We start from the raw sequence: 20,136 nt of genomic DNA on the forward strand, positions 1-20,136 counted from the left end.
GCTGCGCGCCGTGCGCGCCGAAGCCGAGGCGCGCGCCGCGCTCGGCGACGTGCAGGGCGCGCTCGACCGCCTGCGCGCCGGCCAGAGCCTGGCGCGTTCGGCTAAGGGCACCGATTTCATCGAGGCCTCGGTGATCGAGTCGCGCATGCGCGAACTCGAGGCTCGCCGCCGGGAAATCGTGGCCGAGGAGCTCGGTTAGTCGGGACGGGGCGGCGGCTGGATTGCCGGACCCGCCCGGGCCGAGCGGCTGAGCAGCGCTGAAGCTTGGCGCTAAACGGCTGAGCAGCCGCTGAAGGGCTCAGGCGGAGAAGCGGCTGAGCAGTCGAAGGCTTACGCCGAGCGGTTGAACAGCCGCTCGAGGGCCGCGTCGATCACGAGCCCGCAGGCGCTGTAGATCAGCGAGCCGATCAGCGCCGCGCCGAAGCCGCGCACGGTCAGGCCGTCGAGCAGGCTGGCGGCCCAATAGAACATCAGCGCGTTGATGACGAACAGGAACAGGCCCAGCGTCAGCAGCGTCACCGGCAAGGTCAGCACCACGAGCAGTGGGCGCAGTACCGCGTTGAACAGCCCGAGCACCAGCGCCGCGATCATGGCGGCGCCGAAGCTCTTTACCGTCACGCCGGGGTAAAGGTGGGCCAGCAGCAGCAGGGCGGCGGCCAGCAGCAGCCAGCGGGCGAGCAATTTCATGCGCCGCAGGATAGCAGCGCGGCCTGCGCCGGTATGGCGCCTCTCCCCTCTGGGGAGAGGCTGGGGGAGGGGCCATCGAAGAGGATGAGCCTGGCCGGCCCTCACCCCAGCCCTCTCCCAGAAAGAGAGGGAGCAACGCCAGCCCTTTTTCAGGCGAGGGAGCAACGTATCAAGGATCGACGCCTCTCCCTTTGGGGAAAGACGCAAATCACTCACACCACGCTCAGCCGGACCTCGATGTTGCCGCGCGTCGCGTTCGAGTACGGGCACACGCCGTGCGCCGCTTCCACCAGCTTCTCGGCCTCGGCGCGGTCCATCCCGGGCACGCTGACGGCCAGGTCCACTTCGATGCCGAAGCCCTGCGGGATCGGCCCGATGCCGACCTTGCCGCTCACTTTGGTGTCGGCCGGCAAGGTGATCTTCTGCTGCCCGGCCACGTGCTTCATGGCGCCGAGAAAGCAGGCGGAGTAGCCGGCCGCGAACAGTTGCTCGGGGTTGGTGCCGGGGCCGCCGCCGCCGCCGAGCTCCTTGGGGGTCGAGAGCTTCACGTCGAGCACCTTGTCGGACGACGCGGCTTGGCCTTCGCGCCCGCCGGTGGCAGACGCCTCGGCACGGTAGAGCACTTTCTCGATCTTGGTCATCGCGATTCCTTTCGGGGGAGGGAGAGAAGGAGAGCAGGGGAGGAAAGCGGCCGACTCGCCGCACGAGCGCGGCCGCAGCGAGCCAGTGTCGCGCAGCCTGAACAGCCGTGCGGCGTGTGCGGCGAAGCACGTCGGAGCCGCAGGTCGACCAATCAATTGTGTGCAATTAAATTGCCTGCAATGACACCGACAACGCCACAGAAAACGCCTGCGTGCGCCGCTTTGATGTCGTGCCGCGACACATGAGGGCTTGCGCTCTGCTGAAAGCGCGTTTTCTCCGGGCAAATTGCTTCTCAATGCAGACCCCGAGCAGTACCATCCGCGGCGCAGGGTCACTGAGAGAAATGAGAGTCCATGCGGCTCTCGCCCGGAACCCGGCACATCAACAACTCTTGATGGAGTGAACAAAATGGCAACTGCGAAGAAGGCTCCCGCCAAAAAGGCGGCGGCGAAGAAGGTGGCTCCGGCCAAGGCGCCCGCAAAGAAGGCGGCTCCCGCGAAGAAGGCGGCCCCGGCCAAGAAGGCGGCTCCCGCGACAAAGGCGCCGGCCAAGAAGGCGGCAGCCAAGAAGCCCGCCACCAAGCGCACGCCGAACGCGGCGTTCATGAAGGCGATGACCCCCAGCCCGCAACTCGCCGCGATCGTGGGCAGCGCCCCGCTGCCGCGCACCGATGTGACCAAGAAGGTCTGGGAGTACATCAAGAAAAACAAGCTGCAGGACGCAACACAAAAGCGCGTGATCGTGGCCGATGCGAAGCTGAAGGAAATCTTCGGCAAGCCCCGGGCCGACATGTTCGAGATGACCAAGATGATCAACAGCCACCTCAAGTGAGCTGTCGGCCCGCAAGGGCTGCGCTAGGTCTTCCAAGCCCGGTTCGCCGGGCTTTTTTGTGGGCGCGCCGAACGCGTCGTATCGCCCGGCTGTGCGCCGCCGGGCCTGCAGGCGAAGTCCGGGCGCGCGCGGCGTTCAGGCCGCGGCAGCAAGACCGAGCGCGGCGTCCAGGCCGGCGAGAACGCGCCGCACGTCGATCGGCTTGGTCCAGTAGTCGTCGAAGCCGGCCGCACGCGCGGCGGCGATCTGCTCGGCCAGCACGTCGGCCGAAAGCGCGATGCAGCGCAGTGCGGCGGTGTGGGGCGAGGCGCGCAGCGCGCGGATCAGCGCCAGGCCGTTGGTGTCGGGCAGGTTCATGTCGATCAGCAGCAGATCGAAGCCGCCGGCCCGTGCGAGCGCCAGGCCGCTGGCGCCGTCGGAGGCGAGCTGCAGTTGCCAGCCCGGCCGCGCCCGCAGCACCTCCTGCATCAGCATCTGGTTGAGCAGCTCGTCTTCGATGTACAGCAACCGCGGCTCGGCGCGTCGCGGCGCTGCGGCGGCCGGCGGCGGTTGTGGCACAGGCGGCGCATGGTTTGCCGTGGCATCGTCGATCGGTGCGGCGCTGGACGCCAGGCGCACGCTGAAGGTCGAGCCGGCGTTCGACGCGCTTTGAACCGAGATGCTGCCGCCCATCGCCGTGACCAGCTGATGCGCGATCACCAGACCCAGGCCGCTGCCGCCGACCAGCCGCCGCTCGTCGCCGCTGCGTTCGAGCCGCTCGAAAGGCTGGAACAGGCGCTTCTGCTGCGCCGGGCTGATGCCCGCACCGCTGTCGACGACGTGAATGGCGACCGGCTCGTCCGCCGCATTGGCCGGCTCCAGGCGCACCGCGACGCTGGCCCCGCGGCGGCTGAAGCGGATGGCGTTGGACAACAGGTTCATCAGCACCTGTTCGATCGCCCGCGCATCGCCCTGCACCCACTGCCCGCTTGACGGCGGCGCGTCCAGCGTCACGCCGCCGTTCTCGGCCAGCGGCTGCACGCCCTTCAGTGCGCTGGCCAGCGCGGCGTCCAGCGAGACCGGCTGCATCTGCAGCGTGAACTCGGAATGCTCGATGCGGCTGAGTTCGAGCACGTCGTCGACCAGCCCGAGCAGGTGTCGGCCGGCGCGCTGCACGCTGGCGAGGCGCCGTGCCTGCTCGCCGGCGAGCGGCTGATCGCGGTCGAGCGCCATGAGTTGGGCGAAGCCGAGGATGCCGTTGAGCGGCGTGCGCAACTCGTGGCTCACGCGGGACAGGAACTGCGTCTTGGCCCGGCTGGCGCGCTCGGCCTCCTGCTTGGCGCGCTGCAGTTCGGCCGCGATCTGCTGTTCGTGCACATCGCGGCAGGTGCCGATCACGCCGTCGGGCCGCCTGCCGGCATCGAAGGTGGCGCGCAACACGAATTCCAGCCAGCGCATGCTGCCGTCGGGGCGGTGGATGCGGTAGCGCCCTTCGAAGGGCGCACCGCTGGCGAGCGTGCCGTGCACGCCGGCCAGGGCGGCCTCGCGGTCGGCCGCGTCGATCTGGGCCACCCAGTCGGCGAGCAGGAATTGCGGCTGCGGATGGACAAGGCCGTGGTTGATGCAGGCTTGCGCGTCCAGCACGATGCGCATGTCGGCCAGCGTGAACTGTGCGATGCCGATGCCAGCAGCGGCTGCGGCCAGCTGCCAGCGTTCCTCGTGCTCGCGCAGCGCCGCCTCGGTGGCGCGGCGTTCGGTGATGTCGGTGGTGAAGCCGTGCCACAGCACGCTGCCGTCGCTCTGTGCGGTTGGCGCGGCGCGCGTTTCGACGCAGCGCTGCATGCCGTCCTTCAACGTGAGCCGAAAGGCGTGTTCCAGCGGCGCGCCGCGCGCTGCGCAATCGGCGATGGCGGCGCGCAGGGCCGGCAGGTCATCGGGCCACACGCGGCGGAAGAAGGCGTTCGCGTCGGCCTGCAGTTCGGCGGCCGGCAGGCCGAACACGCGTTCGGCACCTTCGCTGACGAACGGGTATTCCGCATGCCCGTCGGCGCCTGCGCGAAAACTGAAAAGCACGCCCGGCACTTGGGTCGCCAGCCGGCGCAGCAGCGCTTCGTTGCGGTGAGCGGCACCTGCCGACGTCAAGGCCGCGCTCACATCGCGCGCCGTGCCGCGGTAGCCGGCGAAGCGGCCCGCTGCGTCCAGCACCGGCACGGCGCTGTACGAAACCTGCAGTGGGCCGCGCGGGGTTTGCATCGTGGTGACGACGCGGCTGAGGGTCTGCCGCCGATCGAGCAGCTCGAGCAGGCGCGGGTTGCCGGCGCGGGCCTCGCCGCGATCGTCGAGCAGCACGGCGTCGTCTATGCGGCTGCCGAGCAAAGCCTGCGGTGTCAGCCCGGTGAGCGGCTCGAGTTCACCGCAAAGCCAGCGGTAGCGGTGCTCGGCATCGCTCTCCCACATCCAATCGCCGGCGGCGCGCCCGAAATCGAGGAGGCGCGCACGCTCGCGCACGGCCTCGCGCTGGCGCTGGCGGGACTGCAGGAGCTCGACTGCGGCGCACCCCAGTTGCTGCAGGGTCTCGCGCTCGTCGGCGCCGAGGCTCCGGGGCACCACGTCCATGATGCACAGCGTGCCGACCGCCAGCCCTTCGATCGTCAGCGGCTGGCCGGCGTAAAAGCGCAGCCGGGGGCCGCCGACCACGAAGGAGTTCTCGCGAAAGCGCGGATCAGCGCCGAGGTCGGCCACCTCCATCAGCTCGGCGCCGAGGATGGCGTGCGAACAGAAGGTGTCGTGGCGGTCGGCCCCGGTGATGTCGAAACCTATGCGCGCCACCACCCATTGCCGGGTTTCGTCGATCAGCGTGATCAGCGCGATCGGGGCACGGGTGAGCCGGGAGGCACAGGCCACGAGCGCGTCCATGCCGTCGCTGCCCGGCGCGTCGATCGCATCGAGTTCGCGCAAGCGTTCCAGACGGTGCGCTTCTTCGGGGTGAACGGCTGCGGTCATGGCCTGTCGACTGCAAAGGAGCGGCGATTGTCGGCGCTCGCTGCGCCGGCGAGGCGTGGCAGGCTGCACGTCTTGGCGGCGTGTGCGCCGCTTTGCACGGCCGGGGGCGGTGCTTGGCGGGTGGATAGCGCTGCTTCGTTGGCCCTCACCTTGCAGTGCGCGCGGCGGTTTGCAGGCCGCTGCCGCTCGATGGGCTCGCCGGACTCCCGCGAGAGCCGCCCGCCCGTTTCAGCCGACCTTCAGTCGGCGCTCCAGGAAATCGAGCCGGTCCTGGCCCCAGAAGATCTCGCCGTCAACCACATAGCTCGGCGCGCCGAACACGCCCGCATCGACGGCGGCCTGCGAGTCCGCCTCGTAGCGCTCTTGCACCGCCTGCGAATGCGACGCCTCCAGGCGTGCGGCCGGCAGCTCGCGCTCGGCAAGCAGCGCGGCGAGCGTCGCCTCTTCGGCGATGTTGCGGTCCTGCTCCCACACGGCGCGCAGGATGCTGTCGGCCAGCGACATCGCGGCATGCGAGCCGTCTTGCAGGTCGACGGCGATGATCAGCCGCGCGGCATCGTCGCCTGGAACCGGGAAGTATTTGGGCTCCAGATTGAGCGGCACGTGCAGCCACTCGCTGAAGCGCCTGAGTTCGAGCAGCCGGTAGGCCTGGCGCTGCGGCGCGCGCTTGCCCAGCGGCAGACCGCCTGAGACGGGGAACACCTTGCCGCCCAGATCGACCGGCATGACGCGAATCGTCGCGCCGGCCTTGCGCGCGATGTCCCAGAAGCGCAGGTGGCCCAGGTAGGTGTAGGGCGACTGCGGGGCGAAGTAGTAGTCGATGTTCAGGCTCATGGCGGGTCTCCTCGTGCGGCGCAGTCTAGGGCTTGCGCCTTGGCCGTTGCGGCGCAGGGCATATCGGCGGGTCGACGACGCGAGCCGCGAGCCGCGAGCCGCGACCCGCGACCCGCGACCCGCGACCCGCGACCCGCGACCCGCACTTGCGACGCACGACCCACGATGGACGATGCGCGTCCCGCAATGGAACAAACGCTGCCAAGGCTCCCTCTCCCGCACGCGGGAGAGGGCTGGGGTGAGGGTCGGCGCAGTGCGCGATGCCCTCATCCCCCGCCTTCTCCCGCGTGCGGGAGCAGGAGCCCCACGCTGCAGCGATCAACGTTGCGGCAGGTGCTGTTTCGTCCTATCGAGCGGCGCCGCTGCGTGGCTGCAAGCGCTCCAGCGCCTGCTCAGCCAGCACGGGCAGCAGGTGGCACAGGTCGTCGTAGGGGCTGTCGGCGTGCTCCAGCGCCTGTGCCAGTGCCTGCACCAGGCGCAGGCGGTGAGAGAGGCTGTCGAGCTGGCTCGGCGAGGGCCAGCGCACGAGCGCGCGGTCGAGCAGTTCGAGCGCGTGGCCGAGTTCGTCGAGCGGATGGTCGAGCGCCTGCGTGTGGGCGAGCACGGTGCTCGCGACCTGCAGTTCGAGCCGGTTGGTCTGGTGCCAGAAGGTGGCGATCTCGTCGCGCGCGATCAGTTCGTCCTGCAGGGCACGCGACGCGGCGAGCCAGGCGTCGATATTCATCGGGGGCGCCGATGCGGGCGCGAGTGCCGGCGCAGATGCGGATGCGGATGCACGTGCAGGTGCAGGTGCAGGTGCAGGTGTAGTTCGGATCGCGGTTGCAGTTCGAGTAGCGGTCGTGCTTGCCCTTGCCGAGCGCGTGTTGCCGGCGCCGGCCGCCTCATCGGCCGGCCTTGTGTCCGGCATCGGACCGGACTCGTTGCCGCCCGGCGCGGCGCCCGAATCGCTCCCGCTCAGCGCCGCGAGCGCCCGTTCCGGCTCGCCGCTGGCAAACGCCGCCAGCGCGGCGGCCATGAGCGCGTTCGACAGGGCATGCGCGCGGCGATCCGGGTCGGGATCGAAGCGTTTCTTGCTGTGCCAGGCGGCAGCGAAGAGCTGCGCCGCCGCGGCCATGTCGGCCGCCACGTCGTCGAGCCGGCCGTCGTCTTGCGGCTCGGCAAGGCGCTGTGCGGCGCGGCGCAGCGCCAGGTGGCCGCGCTGACACTGCCGCTCGGAGGCGGCCGTGCCGCGCTCGGCTTCGGCGTCGTCGAGCGGCCAGCGCGCCACGCGGTCGTTGGAGATGGCGTCGAGCCGGTCGAGCAGCCGGCTGGCGGCCTGCGGCGAACGCGGATCGGCGCCGCGCGAGAGCGAGTTGACGAGCAGTTCGAGCTGGCCGATCTGCACGTTGGAGTACGCACTGCGCGCGCCGAGTTGCAGCCAGCGCGCCGCGCGGTCGTGCTCGCCGAGTTCACGGTACGCCTCGCCGAGCGCGGCACGCACCTTGGAGTGCTCGAGCCAACCCGCGCGGTGCTCGTCCCCGGCCAGCGCGGCGATGAGCTCGTCGAGTTGCGCCTTCACCGCGGCGGCGGGCTTGTCGCCTGCGATGCCGACCACCTGCAGGATGCGCGCGGCCAGCTCGTCGGCGCTCATGCAGTGCCGGGCCTCGCGCAGCCGCGAGGTGCCGGCCGGGTGTTCGACCTGCACCGACGCCGGCACTAGCCGCCACTGCGGATCGCCATAGCACTGGTAGGCGCCCCAGGTGTTGTGGCGCAGGCCGCTGTCGGCATAGACCGCCTGGCGCGCGCCGAGCACGGCATCGCCGAAGCAGTCGCCCTGCAGCAGCGCTGCATATAAAGACGTGGCGAACTGCAGCGCGGCGCTGTCATCGACCTGCCAGCCTGCCGCGACCACGGCGCGCGAGCCCATGCGGATGAATTCGAGCGCCAGGCTCGCCGCGAGTACCGGGTACTGGCCCTTGGCCGGTGGCAGATCGCTGTCGCGCCCGGAATAGCAGCAGTTGATGAACACGAACTCGGGCACCGGGCTCATCTGCTTGACGTCGGCCGCGCTCAGGATCTCCTGATCGCTCAGCACCATGCCGGTCTTGCGCAGTTCGCGGGCGGCCTGGCCGATGTCGAGCTGGCGCACCCACTGATCGACCACGCCGTGGCCGCACAGGTGCAGCAGCCGGTAGGGCCGCTCGAGCAGGGCGATGCGCACCTGCTCGAAGCTCACGCTGTCGCCGATGAGGGCCACGGGCTTGCCGATGCGGCCGTCGGCGTCGAGCAATTCCTTGACCGCGCGGGCCTCGGCGGTGGCGCCGGGCAAGGCCGAGAAAACCAGCGGCTGGCCGTCCTGCGACTGCCAATTCGCGGTGCTCGGCGCGCCGACGATCAGCGCGTGGCGGCCGAGCAGCGCCGGCAGCAGGCGCTGGAACTCCTCCGTCGCGCGCTGGCGAACCATGCCGGCGTGCACGACGAAAGGCCGCGGCCGGTCGCCATCGGCCGGGCCGGCCAGCGGCGGGCTGAGTAGCTCCCACGGATAACGCGCGGACTCGTCGTCGAGCACGAGCACGGTGTTGTCGAGGTTGGCCAGGCGCTCCTTGAGCTCGAAGGGCAGCAGCATCTGGAACAGCACGCCGCCGAAGCGCGGGTCGGTGGGCCCGGCGATGCGGTCGTTCCCGGAGGCGCGGTTGTCGCTCACGCGGTCGATGAAGCGGCGCAGGCTCGCGACGTCCGAATAGACCTGCGTCGATTCGACCCGGGCGCGCTCGCCGATGAGCGCGAAGTTCAGGCCGCCGGTCGGGTTCTGGCGCACGATGAGGCGCTGCCAGACCGAATCGACCGTGCGTGGCCGGTAGCCCGAGAGGCCGCCCTCGCGCACTTCGAGCACCGGCTGGTCCCAGCGCAGGCGCTCGGCCCATTCGGCGCGCTGCAGCAGGCGGCGCAGCTCGTAGGCGGCGTCGAGCGCGACGTGTTCCTCGATCTCCAGGATCTCGACCTCGCCGATGCGCACCGGCTGGCCGACGCCGCCGCGCATCTGCAGCAGCATCTGGGCGGCGCGCCACACGCCGAACAGCACGCCGGCCAGGCTGTCGCGCGGGGTCACCGCCTGCACGTGCGTGCCGACCAGCACGGTGGAAAGCCGTAGATCGACCGTCTCGCCGGCGGCCGCGGCGTAAGGGTCGCGGTGCACGTGCTCGAAGGCATAGCGCAGCACGCCGCGCGTCACGGTATCGGCCAGCACGCCGGGCGTGAGTTCACCCACGGTGCCCAGGCCGAGCATCAACGCGCCTGGGTAGGCCGGCGGCTGCGTGCTGCGGTTGTTGGGCCGCAGGTAGTGGCCGGTGCGCGTGGCGCCGACGAACAGGCCCAGCGACAGCAGTTGCGAGAGCTGGCCGTCGAGCTTTTCATCGACCCGCTTGGCCGCGCCCGACAGCTCGGCGTTCTGGTAATGGCCGACCATCAGCGGATAGCGCGCGTAGTCGAGCCCGCCGTGGATGACGCGCACGGCGATCGGCTCCGGCGTCAGCGTGGCCGCGGGCGCCGCTCCGCCGTGGGCGAGGATGTAGGCGGCCAGCTCCTCGTCGCTCGCCGGCAGCAGTGCCGGCTGCGCGACCGGCGGCATCACGGTGAGTTCGGCCGGCGCACCCGCTGCGGCGCGTGCACGCGGCGGCTGCTGTGGCAGGCGCTGCGTGTGGCCGGCGGTGAGCAGCTCGAAATAGGCCTCGAAGCTCGCGGTGTGGTCGGGCAGGCTGCCGTGTTCGCAGGGCGCGTACCAGGTGCGCTCGGGGGCGAGGGTCGAGTTCCAGGGCACGGTGCCGTCGCCCTCGTGCGTGGCCATGAATTCGATGGCGCGTGCCGGCGTGGGCGAGGCCTCGCCGAGGGCGTCTTCCCATGGGTTTTGCGGCGTGTGCATCTGCACGGCGGTCTGTCCGCTGCCGGCGACGTAGAAGGCGGCGGGGTCGCTGCGCAAGGCTTCGAACGACGCCTTGAAGGCGCCGCCCATGAAGGCGCGCGCCTCGGCAAGCACGGCGGCATCGGGGCGCTGCATGCTGCTGTCGATGTCGGCGATGCGCTGCCAGGCCGGCGCGCCGAACAGGTCGCCGAAATTCGCGTCGGGCTCCTGCGGCAGCATCTGCAGCAGGCCGGGAAAGCCGGCGCCGAAGCGCGCCATGTCCTTGTCGGACACCTTGCGCGCCATCATCGCGAGCATGCTGGCCAGCGGGTACTGGCGCAGCAGCAGCATGGCGGGGGCGTAGGAGCCCCTGTTCGGCGTGCCGAGCATGACGAGACGGCTGCCGCGCGGCTTGAGCCGGGCCCACAGTGCGCGGCCGGCGGCATCGACATACAGCGCCTGGCGCGCGACCAGGCCGCCCATGGAGTGCACTAGCAAGTGGATCGGCTGGGTGGCATCGGCCAGTGCGGCGTCGATCTCGAGCAGGCGGTCTCGCAACTGCATGGCGCTGTCAGCGATCGGGCGGCGCCAGTCGAAAGGCACGGCGACGACGCGAAAGCGCGACTGCGCGCTGCCCAGCAGCCGCTCGTAGCTGGCTGCCAGCAGGCCGCTGGCGCGCAGCGGGTCGGCGGCGTCGAGCGCGAGGTGTTCCAGCGAGCCGTCGAGCATCGCGCCCAGCGACAGCCAGATCAGTTCGCCGCTGCCGTCGCCCTTGGGCAGCGCCAGTTCGCTGCCCATGATGCCGGGCAGCACCACGAGCACGGGCTTGCCGGCGTTCTCGCTGCGCTTGAGATCGGCCAGCCATTCGGTGAAGGTGCGCCGGGCCAGCGGGTCGCCCTTGAACACCTGCCACACGCCGCGCGTGGCCGCCTCGTCGGTGGCCAGTGGCGAGAAGCCGTCGTCGCGGCCGGACAGCGCGGCGAGCAGGGCGGCGCGCGAGTCGCTGCCGGGCGCGAAGTAGCCGAAGTGGGTGACCGCCGCACCTTCCAGGCGCAGGCTCAGCGGCGCCTGCTGCTGGCGCGCGAGGCCGCCGAACATGGACAGGGTGTGGACCACGAAATCGTGGTCGTGCAAGCCGTAGAACACGTCGCCGAGCAGGGTGACGATGCCGCCCCAGCCCTTGCCCTTCGTGTCGCCGGCAATCACGCGCAGGCGGTCGGCCGGCTGCGCGCCGCAGTGGGCGAGGGCCAGGGTGAGCGGCGAGCCGGGGATCATCGCCTCGAGGCCCGGCAGGCGCTTGGCGTCGGCGCGTGCGGCGACCAGAGAGCGAACGAGCTGCCCGAAGCGGTCGAACAACACGCTGCCCACGCCGCCCAGCGCCAGGCCGACGGCGCGCAGCAGCAACGAGAGGAACAAATCGGTGCGGCCGTCGGCCAGCAGCGTGCCGCGCGCGGGGCAGGCCACGCGCACGAAGGTGCCGGGTTGCAGCCGCTGGGCGGCGGCGGGCAGCGCGTCGAACAGCGCGGCGACCAGAGCGGCGTCGGGGTGCGCCTCTTTCTTCCCGACAGGGCCGAAGAAGCGCGCGAAGGCCTCGCGCGCTGGCTCCAGCCGGCCGGCGCCGCACAGACTGAACAGCTCGCCGATGAGGCCGCCGCGCGAATGCGAAACCATGTCCACGGTGACCATCGGCCGGGCCGGCAGCGCTTCGAGCAAGGCGGCGACGAGTTCGGTGACGTTGTCGAGCGGGCTGCGCGTCAGGCTGCGGTGGTCCCAGGCGAGCAGCGTGCAGCGCTCGGCCAGCACGTCCAGATCGGCCGGCTCCTCACGCCCCTCGCCCGCGGCCCACAGCTTGCCGAAGCTGCCGGCCGTGCTCGACGCCGTGCCGTGCAGGAACAGCAGCACGCGGTCGCCGCGCACGGCGAGCGGCCCGGCCCCGGCGAGCGGCTGCCAGCGCTGCTCGCGCCACTGCAGCAGCAGGCCGCCGCGCTCGCCCAGGGCCGCATCGAGCGTGGCGTTCTCGAAGGCCGCGCACAGCTTCGTGGCGAGCGGTGCCTCGCTCGGCTTCTGGCCGGGGAACCAGCGCTGCACCGTCTTGCCGAGGAGGGCGCCGAAGTCGTAGAGGCGGTCGAGGCTGGTGGGCTCGGTCAGCTCGCTGACCGTGTAGCGCTCGACCGGCGCGCCGGCGCCGCGGGTGGGGCCGGTGCGCTGGCTGCCCAGATCGAAGGGCAGCTCGATCTCGACCCCGCCCGTGGCGCTGCGCTGCATGCCGGCCTTGCCGTGGCGGGCGACGAAATCGGCCGGATCGGTATAGAACACGGAGCCGTCGGCGAAGTGCACTTCGAGCACCGCGTTCGGCCGGGCGAGCTGCGCCGCATCGAGCCGCCCCGGCGCGCCGCCGGCGCTGCGCTCCTGGCGGCGCAGGGTGGCACCGCCGCTGAGGTGCTCCGTGCACCAGCGGTCGAAGCTGGCCGTGTCGGAGACGGGCGTTGCAGCGGCGTTGGGCTGAGCCGCGCGAGCGGCGGCGTTCTTCCCGGCAGGTCGGTCGGCCATGCTGTCTCCCCGAGGCGCGCCTTTGCCCCGCAGGCAAGGATGTATCTGCAGCCAGCGTGGGCGTCAATCCTGCCGGCGGCAGCGCTTTGCGTGGGGCGTTCGAGCGTGCGAACAACGGCCGGAAGGGCCGCCCGGCCTCTGGAGCAAGCCGATGGCTGCAGTTTTGGCTAGTAGAGCAGCGGTTTCAAATACCGGCCCGTATAGCTCGCCCCATTCCCCGCCACCTCCTCCGGCGTCCCCACCGCCACCACCTCCCCGCCGCCCGCCCCGCCCTCGGGGCCCATGTCGATCACCCAGTCGGCGGTCTTGATGACGTCGAGGTTGTGTTCGATCACCACCAGCGTGTTGCCGGCGTCGCGCAGTTGGTGCAGCACTGTGAGCAGCAAAGCGATGTCGGCGAAGTGCAGACCGGTGGTCGGCTCGTCCAGGATGTAGAGCGTGCGGCCCGTGTCGCGCTTGCTGAGTTCGAGCGCGAGCTTCACGCGCTGCGCCTCGCCGCCGGACAGGGTGGTCGCGCTCTGGCCGAGGGTGATGTAGCCCAGGCCCACGTCGAGCAGGGTCTGCAGCTTGCGGGCGATGGTGGGCACGGCGCTGAAGTACGCGTGCGCATCCTCCACCGTGAGCATCAGCACCTCGGTGATGTTCTTGCCCTTGTAGAGGATCTCCAGCGTCTCGCGGTTGTAGCGCGCGCCGTGGCACACGTCGCAGGGCACGTACACGTCGGGCAGGAAATGCATCTCGACCTTGAGCACGCCGTCGCCCTGGCAGGCTTCGCAGCGCCCGCCCGCCACGTTGAAGGAAAAGCGCCCCGGCCCGTAGCCGCGTTCGCGCGCGCTCGGCACTTCGGCGAAGAGCTCGCGGATCGGCGTGAACAGGCCCGTGTAGGTGGCCGGATTGCTGCGCGGCGTGCGGCCGATGGGGCTCTGGTCGACGTTGATGACCTTGTCGAAATGCTCGATGCCCTCGATCTCGTCGAAGGGCGCCGGATCGAGGTGGCTCTGGTAGAGCTTGCGCGCCACCGCGGCGTAGAGCGTGTCGTTGACCAGCGTGCTCTTGCCCGAACCGGACACGCCGGTCACGCAGGTCAGCAGACCCACGGGAATCTCGACCGTCACCTTGCGCAGATTGTTGCCGCGTGCGCCGGCGATGCGCAGCGAGGTGATGCCGCCGCGCTCCGCCCAGGCGCGTTGGCCGGGGGTCGGTTCGTGCTTGCTTTTCCGGGGCGGCGTGCCGGGAACATCCTCTGCCTGTGCGACGCGGCCGGCGTCCGAACGCCACGGGGTGCGCTGCTGCGGCACTGCAATGCGCAGCGCGCGGCCGAGGTACTGGCCGGTCAGCGACTCCGGCTCGGCGCACACGTCGGCCACGCTGCCCTGCGCGATCACGCGACCGCCGTGCACGCCGGCTCCGGGGCCCATGTCGATCACGTGGTCGGCGGCGCGGATCATGTCCTCGTCGTGTTCGACGACGAGGACGCTGTTTCCGATGTCGCGCAGGTGCTTGAGCGTGCCGATGAGCCGATCGTTGTCGCGCTGGTGCAGGCCGATGCTGGGCTCGTCGAGCACGTACATCACGCCGGTCAGACCCGAACCGATCTGGCTGGCCAGGCGGATGCGCTGCGCCTCGCCGCCACTGAGGGTGTCGGCGCTGCGGTCCAGGCTCAGGTAGTTGAGGCCCACGTCGTTCAGGAATTTCAGGCGCGAGGCGATTTCGCGCACGACCTTGTCGGCGATACCGGCCTTCGCACCTTCGAGCTGCAGCGAGGCGAAGATCGCGAGCGCCTCGCGCAAGGTGGCCCGGCCGATCTCGTAGATGGGCCGCGCCGTGCCGCTGGCCGCATCGACCAGCTTCACGTGGCGGGCCTCCCGGCGCAGCCGCGTGCCTTCGCAGGCCGAGCAAGGCCGGGCGGCCTGCAGGCGCGCCAGGTCTTCTCGCACCGCTGCCGAATCGGTCTCGCGAAAACGCCGCTCCAGGCTCGGCAGGATGCCTTCGAAGGGGTGCGAGCGTTTCACGCTGCGCTGCTTGCCGCCGCGGCCCTCGGCCGTATAGGTGAAGGCGATCTCCTCGTTGCCCGATCCGTGCAGCAGCGCCTGCCGGTGCTCGGGGGCGAGCTGCTCGAAGGGCGTCTCGATGTCGAAGCCGTAGTGCGCGGCCACGCTTTCGAGCATGGAATGCGTGTAGGCGTTGCGGCGGTCCCAGCCCTTGACCGCGCCGCTGGCCAGGCTGAGCGAAGGGAAGGCGACCACGCGCTCGGGGTCGAAGGCGGTCACCTCGCCCAGGCCGTCGCACACCGGGCAGGCGCCGACCGGCGAATTGAAGGAGAACAGCCGCGGCTCCAGCTCGGCCAGCGAGTAGCTGCAGACCGGGCAGGCGAAGCGGGCGGAGAACAAGTGCTCGTGCCCGCCCGCCGCGCCGCTGCTGCCGGGTGCGCCGCCGCTGCCGGGCGTACGGCCGCTGCCGGAGGCGCCCGCCGCATCCGCCGCGTCCATCTCCCAGGCGATGGCGCGGCCGTCGGCGAAGCGCAGCGCCTGCTCGAAGCTCTCAGCCAGGCGCTGGGCCATCTCGGGGCGCACCTTGAGCCGGTCGATGACGACGTCGATGTCGTGCTTCTCGTTCTTCTTCAGTTTGGGCAGGTCGGTGACCTCGAACACCTCGCCCGGCTGCCCGCCCGAGCCGATGCGAAAACGCACGTAGCCGCGCGCCTGCATGTCCTCGAACAGCTCCGCGTGCTCGCCCTTGCGCTCGCGCAGCACGGGGGCGAGGATCATCAGGCGCGTCTCTTCGGGCAGCGCCAGCACCGCATCGACCATCTGGCTGACGCTCTGCGCCTGCAGCGGCAGGTGATGGTCGGGGCAGAAGGGCGTGCCGGCGCGCGCATACAGCAGGCGCAGGTAGTCGTGGATCTCGGTGACGGTGCCGACGGTGGAGCGCGGGTTGTGGGAGGTGGCCTTCTGCTCGATGCTGATGGCGGGCGACAGGCCCTCGATCACATCGACATCGGGCTTGTCCATGCGCTGCAGGAACTGCCGCGCATAGGCCGACAGGCTCTCCACGTAGCGGCGCTGGCCCTCGGCGTAGAGCGTGTCGAAGGCCAGGCTCGACTTGCCCGAGCCCGACAGGCCGGTGATCACCACCAGCGCATGGCGCGGGATGTCGAGGTCGATGTTCTTGAGGTTGTGCGTGCGGGCCCCGCGCACGCGGATGGCGGGCGCTTCGCCGGGCTGCGCGCGCAGGGCGGGTGCGCTTTCGCCGGACGGCAACCCGACCGGCGGTGCGCCTTCGCCTGACGGGGAGCGGGCGGTGGCACCGGGCTCGTCGGGCAGCCTGCGAAGCGCAGGTGCGTGCGCCGGGATCGGCGATTCGGCAGGAGCATTCTCCGCGGGCGGTGCGTCGCTCGCGGGCACGGGCGCGTGAGGGGCGGCAGGCGGCATTTCGGCGTGGGATTAGGGCTCGCCGACCGGTCGCGGCAGGCAACCGGCAATTATGCGGGCCGCTGTCATCGCGCCGGCTCAGTGAGCCGTGGGCGGCTGGCGTCGCCTTCCACGGGGCGATGGCGCGTCGTAGCATCCGGCTCATGTTGCGTTGGATACGAGCGTCTCGATGGCGTGGCCGCCCGGCCGGTGCGGCCCGCGCGGCCTGCGTGCTGCCGCTGGCCCTGGTGCTGGCCGGCTGCGGCGGCGGCTTCTATCTGGGCGACAACTTCGACGACGACGATCCGCCGGAGGTGGTGTTGATCGTGTCGCCCGACATCGCCGAGGCGGGGCAGGAAGTGCGGCTGAGGGCTTCGGCGAGCGACGACTCCGGCATCGACGAGGTGGTTTTCTTCCGCGTCGACGGCGCCGTGTCCACGCGCCTGCAGAGCGACGAGACGGCGCCCTACGAGCTCAATACCGAACTGCCCGACGACGCCACCGAGCCCGTGCAGTTCTTCGCCCGCGCGATCGACAACGACGGCGAGTCGCGCGACAGCGACCTGTTCAGCGTCACGGTCGATCGCTGACGCAAGTTGTAAGGCGATCGGGCGCCGGCCGTTCATTCAAGGCGCCGAAAACCGACAACTGCGACGAGGCTCGCAACAAGGGATGGCGCCAGACGAGGCGCTTTCTACAGTGCAGCAGGCGGCGCCGTCACCGAGTTGCGCGGCCGACACCGGAGGCCGCATGCCCGATGCTTCTCAGTCCACCGCCGCGCCGGGCACCGCCCCCGGCAGCGATCCCGCCGAATCGGGCGCGAAGACGGTGACCTCTTTCGTAGCCGCAGGCTCTGCAGCCGTCTCGCCCAGGCCACCTGCGTCGTCTGTGACTGAGACGTCTGCCATCGCAGCCGAAAACACCTCCGCTACAGCCGCTACTGCCGCCCCCACCGCCAACCTGGCCGACCTGGCCCGCACCGAAGCCGCCCTGCTGCAAGGCCGCCGCAAGCTCGCCAGCGTGGCGCCCGACATGCCCACTGTAGGTCTGGCGCTTTCGGGCGGCGGCGTGCGTAGCGCCACCTTCGGCCTCGGCCTGCTGCGCGGCCTGGCGCAACGCGGCCAGTTGCCGCGCATCGATTACCTGTCCACCGTGTCGGGCGGCGGCTATGTGGGCGCGATGTTCGGTCGGCTGGTCGCTCTGGTCGGCATCAAAGGCGCACAAGCATTGCTGCAGACCAACGACTCGCCGGTGCTGGCCTGGCTGCGCCGGAACGGCCGCTACCTCACGCCCTCAGGCTCGCGCGACATCGGCTTCGCGGTCGTCACCTACCTGCGCGCCTTTCTCGCCATCCACGGCGAGTTCATGGCGGTGAGCCTGCCGTTCTCGTTGCTGGTGATCCTGCCGCACCTGATGCACAGCGTCACCACGCTCACCCTGCCCGGCATCGGCACGGCCAGCGCCGCCGCGTGGGAACCGTGGCACACGCTGTGGTGGCCGATCGCGGTGCTGCTGTGGCTGGGCACCGCGCCGGGCCTGATGAGCGGCTACTGGGTCGCGCGCGACAGCGCCGATCCCGGGCAGAAGCGCCTGCCCGTGCCGTGGCGCGACCTGGCCGTGGTCGCGCTGCTGTGCCTGGGGTTGGCGGTGATCTGGGCGGTCGCGCGACCGCAACTGCCGGCGCTCAATGCGACCCTCGCCGCGTCGGCGCTGGCGCTCGTGGCGCTGTCGTCGAGCGCGCTCGGGTTGCTGTGGGCGCATGCGCAGCTGATTAGCACCCGCGAGACGCGCTCGCTGGCGGTGGCGCGGCTGCGCAACCGGCTCACCGCGGCGCTGCGGGTCGTCACCCTGGCCGCGGTCGTCGGCTTCGGGCTCGGCGCGCTCGATCTGCTGAGCTGGTGGCTGCTGGTCGCGCTGCAGAGCGGCCAGACCTGGGTGTACAGCGGCATCGGCGTGGGCGGCGCGCTGGTGCTGATCCTGCGCACCTTCGCACAGCCGCTGCTGGCCCTGTCGCAGCGCACGCAGCCCGGTACCGTCAGCGCGATCGGACCGACCTTGCTGAACGCCGCCGGCTTGTTCGGCTTCGTCGCACTCATGGCGGCCTGGGTGGTCGGCGTGCAGTGGCTGGTGTTCACACCGGCGCCGCTGGGCGGCTTCGATCAGTTCACCGCCGGCACGCGCGCCGGCTTGCTGCTCGGCTTGAGCATCGTGTGGTTGCTGCTGACGATGGGCAACGCACAGATGCCCAACGCATCGTCGCTGCACAGCTTCTACCGGGCTCGGCTGACACGCGCCTATCTGGCAGTGGGCAACCCCGAGCGCAAGCTGGCCGAGGCGCCCGACACGGCTGCCGCCCAGGGCCGGGACGACGTGACGCATGTGGTGCCGGGCGACGATACCGGCCTGCGCAGCTACCGCCCCGAGCTTGCGGGCGGGCCGATCCACCTCATCAACGTGTGCCTGAACCAGACCCGCGACGACGCCTCGGGCCTGTACAACGCCGACCGAAAGGGCACGCTGGTCACGGCCACCGCGCGCGGCTTCGAGATCGGCGTGCGCGGCTGGTGGCCCATGCGCGAAGCCACCGATCCGGGCAAGCCGCTGCAAGGCTCCGACGCCGGAACCCTGGGCCGCTGGATCGCCGTCTCCGGTGCCGCCGCCGCGCCGGGCGCGGGCGCCTACACCTCGCGCGGCTGGGCGCTTTTGCTCTACTTCCTGGGCGTGCGCCTGGGCTACTGGATGCGCTCGCCGCTGCCGGCGCTCAGGCCGCCGCTCACCGGCCTGCGCAAATGGCTGTGGCGCCACGCCATCAAGCCGGTGATGCTGTGGAGCGAGGGCACGGCCACGTATTTCGGTGCGGCACGGCCGTGGTGGTACCTGTCCGACGGCGGCCACTTCGACAACACCGGCGTGTATGCGCTGCTCAAGCGGCGGCTCGACTTCATCATCGCGGCCGACTGCGGCGCCGACATCGACTATGACTTCGCCGACATAGAGAATCTGGTGCGCAAGGCGCGCATCGACCTCGGCGCCGAGATCGAGTTCTACACCCGTGAGGAGGCCGCGCGCCTGTTCACGCTGACCGGCAGCGAGCTGACGGTGCTGTCGCCCGAATCGATGGGCGACGTGCATTCGTCGCGCGGCGTGCTGCTGGCGCGCGTGCGCTACCGGGCCGAACCCGGCGACGCCGCTGCGGCGCCGGGCCAGCCGGCGCGCGAAGCGACCCTGCTCGTCATCAAGCCCAACCTGCACGACGCGCTCGACGTGGACCTGCTGGCCTATGCGCAGCGCCACCCGGCCTTTCCGCACCAGAGCACCGGCGACCAGAGCTTCGACGAGGCGCAGTGGGAGAGCTACCACCGCCTCGGCGAGGACTTTGGCCGCGCGCTGCATGAGCCGTGGTTGCGCCAGTTGCCTGGCTGGGGCCGCCACGAACGTCATCCGCTCACGGTGGCGGCGCGGCTGCGCGGCGGCGCGGTGAAGGCCGCGCCCGACCAGGCGCCGTGGTGGCGGCGCTCGCCGCGTGCCGCCGCAATCGGTGCGTCGATCGGCGTCGGCGCTACCGGCACGCTGCTGCTGTCGCTGTGGCAGTTGCAGGAGCAGCTCGACACCAACCGCACGAATGCCCGCACCGAGGTGCGGCGGCTGTTCACCGAGGTTTCGAACGAGCTGAAGGTGCTGGATCGCTCCTGCCCCAAGCTCGCCGACCACACTGCCACGCAAGTGCTGCTGCTGCACGATCTGCGCGAGAGCCCGGTGCTGCTGCCGATCGAGCAGGACGGCGTCAAGTCCGTGCTCAGCCGCATGCGCGAGGCCTGTGATCAGCCGGCGCAGGCGTCAGTCGAGTGCGCAGCGGCGGCTGATCGCCTGAGCAACGGCGTGTGCGTCACGCTGGCCAAGCGCAACGTGGGCGACCGCGTGCTCGACTACTGGGCGCCCTTGCCGGCCGGCCTGAGCCTGGGTGAATGGTGGGCCGCCTGGCGCGCCGGGCCGACCGATCTTCGCTCGGCCACGCTCGCCAGCGCTGCGGCGGTGGAGGCCGCCGGGGCAGCCGATGCGGGTGCCGCGTCGCCGGCCCCTGCAGCCGCCCAAGGCGAGGAGCCTCCTGCCGGCGCGCAGGGCGAGGCGCCTCCTCCCGGCGTTTCGACGCCCGCTGGTGTTCCCGATCCCGCCGTTGCATGGAGCGGCGACGCGCCGCGTGCTGCCCCCGCGCCGAGCAGCGATACCTTCGAGCCGGCCGTGCCCGCTCGGAGCGCCGGTCCCGCCGCCGGCCGTGCTGCCGCGCCGGTCCACCCGGCGGCCGACACCGTGCCGGCGCCGACC

At 71.0% G+C, this 20,136-nt stretch carries 9 protein-coding genes and 1 pseudogene; 4 read left to right on the plus strand and 6 right to left on the minus strand.

The annotated features are described in order from the left end of the window. A pseudogene (locus tag H0W40_RS13985) lies at positions 1–199 on the plus strand (hypothetical protein); the annotation flags it as partial. 131 nt (positions 200–330) lie between these two features. Here the strand turns inward: H0W40_RS13985 and H0W40_RS13990 are convergent. Together H0W40_RS13990 and H0W40_RS13995 are read right to left on the minus strand one after the other, a co-directional pair. After that, positions 331–687, minus strand: coding sequence for a phage holin family protein (locus tag H0W40_RS13990; protein ID WP_292447207.1), 357 nt, complete (start codon positions 685–687; stop codon positions 331–333). Between the two features lie 212 nt (positions 688–899). After that, the gene (locus H0W40_RS13995) at positions 900–1,328 is read right to left on the minus strand and encodes an organic hydroperoxide resistance protein (RefSeq protein ID WP_292447210.1); all 429 of its coding nucleotides are present in this window, start codon (positions 1,326–1,328) and stop codon (positions 900–902) included. 409 nt (positions 1,329–1,737) lie between these two features. Between H0W40_RS13995 and H0W40_RS14000 the strand changes: the two genes are divergently transcribed. Next, positions 1,738–2,160, plus strand: coding sequence for an SWIB/MDM2 domain-containing protein (locus H0W40_RS14000; RefSeq protein ID WP_292447224.1), 423 nt, complete (start codon positions 1,738–1,740; stop codon positions 2,158–2,160). A gap of 135 nt (positions 2,161–2,295) precedes the next feature. Here the strand turns inward: H0W40_RS14000 and H0W40_RS14005 are convergent, their stop codons facing one another. The 4 genes from H0W40_RS14005 to uvrA all read right to left on the minus strand — a co-directional run bounded on the left by H0W40_RS14005 (position 2,296) and on the right by uvrA (position 15,636). Next, positions 2,296–5,142 carry a PAS domain-containing protein gene (locus H0W40_RS14005; protein ID WP_292447214.1) on the minus strand — a complete coding sequence of 949 codons (2,847 nt, stop codon included), beginning with the start codon at positions 5,140–5,142 and terminating at the stop codon, positions 2,296–2,298. A 228-nt stretch (positions 5,143–5,370) separates the two neighbouring features. Next, positions 5,371–5,976 carry a 2-hydroxychromene-2-carboxylate isomerase gene (locus tag H0W40_RS14010; protein WP_292447215.1) on the minus strand — a complete coding sequence of 202 codons (606 nt, stop codon included), beginning with the start codon at positions 5,974–5,976 and terminating at the stop codon, positions 5,371–5,373. Between the two features lie 346 nt (positions 5,977–6,322). Then, positions 6,323–12,403 carry a CHAT domain-containing protein gene (locus tag H0W40_RS14015; RefSeq protein WP_292447217.1) on the minus strand — a complete coding sequence of 2,027 codons (6,081 nt, stop codon included), beginning with the start codon at positions 12,401–12,403 and terminating at the stop codon, positions 6,323–6,325. 167 nt (positions 12,404–12,570) lie between these two features. Then, on the minus strand, positions 12,571–15,636 hold the full coding sequence (gene uvrA / locus H0W40_RS14020) for an excinuclease ABC subunit UvrA (RefSeq protein WP_292447226.1): 3,066 nt from the start codon (positions 15,634–15,636) through the stop codon (positions 12,571–12,573). Positions 15,637–15,977: 341 nt separating this feature from the next. On the opposite strand from uvrA, the gene H0W40_RS14025 reads away from it, so the two are divergent. Further along, a complete protein-coding gene (locus tag H0W40_RS14025; RefSeq protein ID WP_292447219.1) occupies positions 15,978–16,403 on the plus strand; it encodes an Ig-like domain-containing protein in 426 nt (141 codons plus the stop codon). 160 nt (positions 16,404–16,563) lie between these two features. After that, positions 16,564–20,136: hypothetical protein (locus H0W40_RS14030; RefSeq protein ID WP_292447222.1), on the plus strand; the 3,573-nt coding region annotated here is incomplete at its 3' end.

The sequence above is a fragment of the Methylibium sp. genome (genome assembly GCF_013817345.1).
Lineage (GTDB): Bacteria > Pseudomonadota > Gammaproteobacteria > Burkholderiales > Burkholderiaceae_C > Methylibium.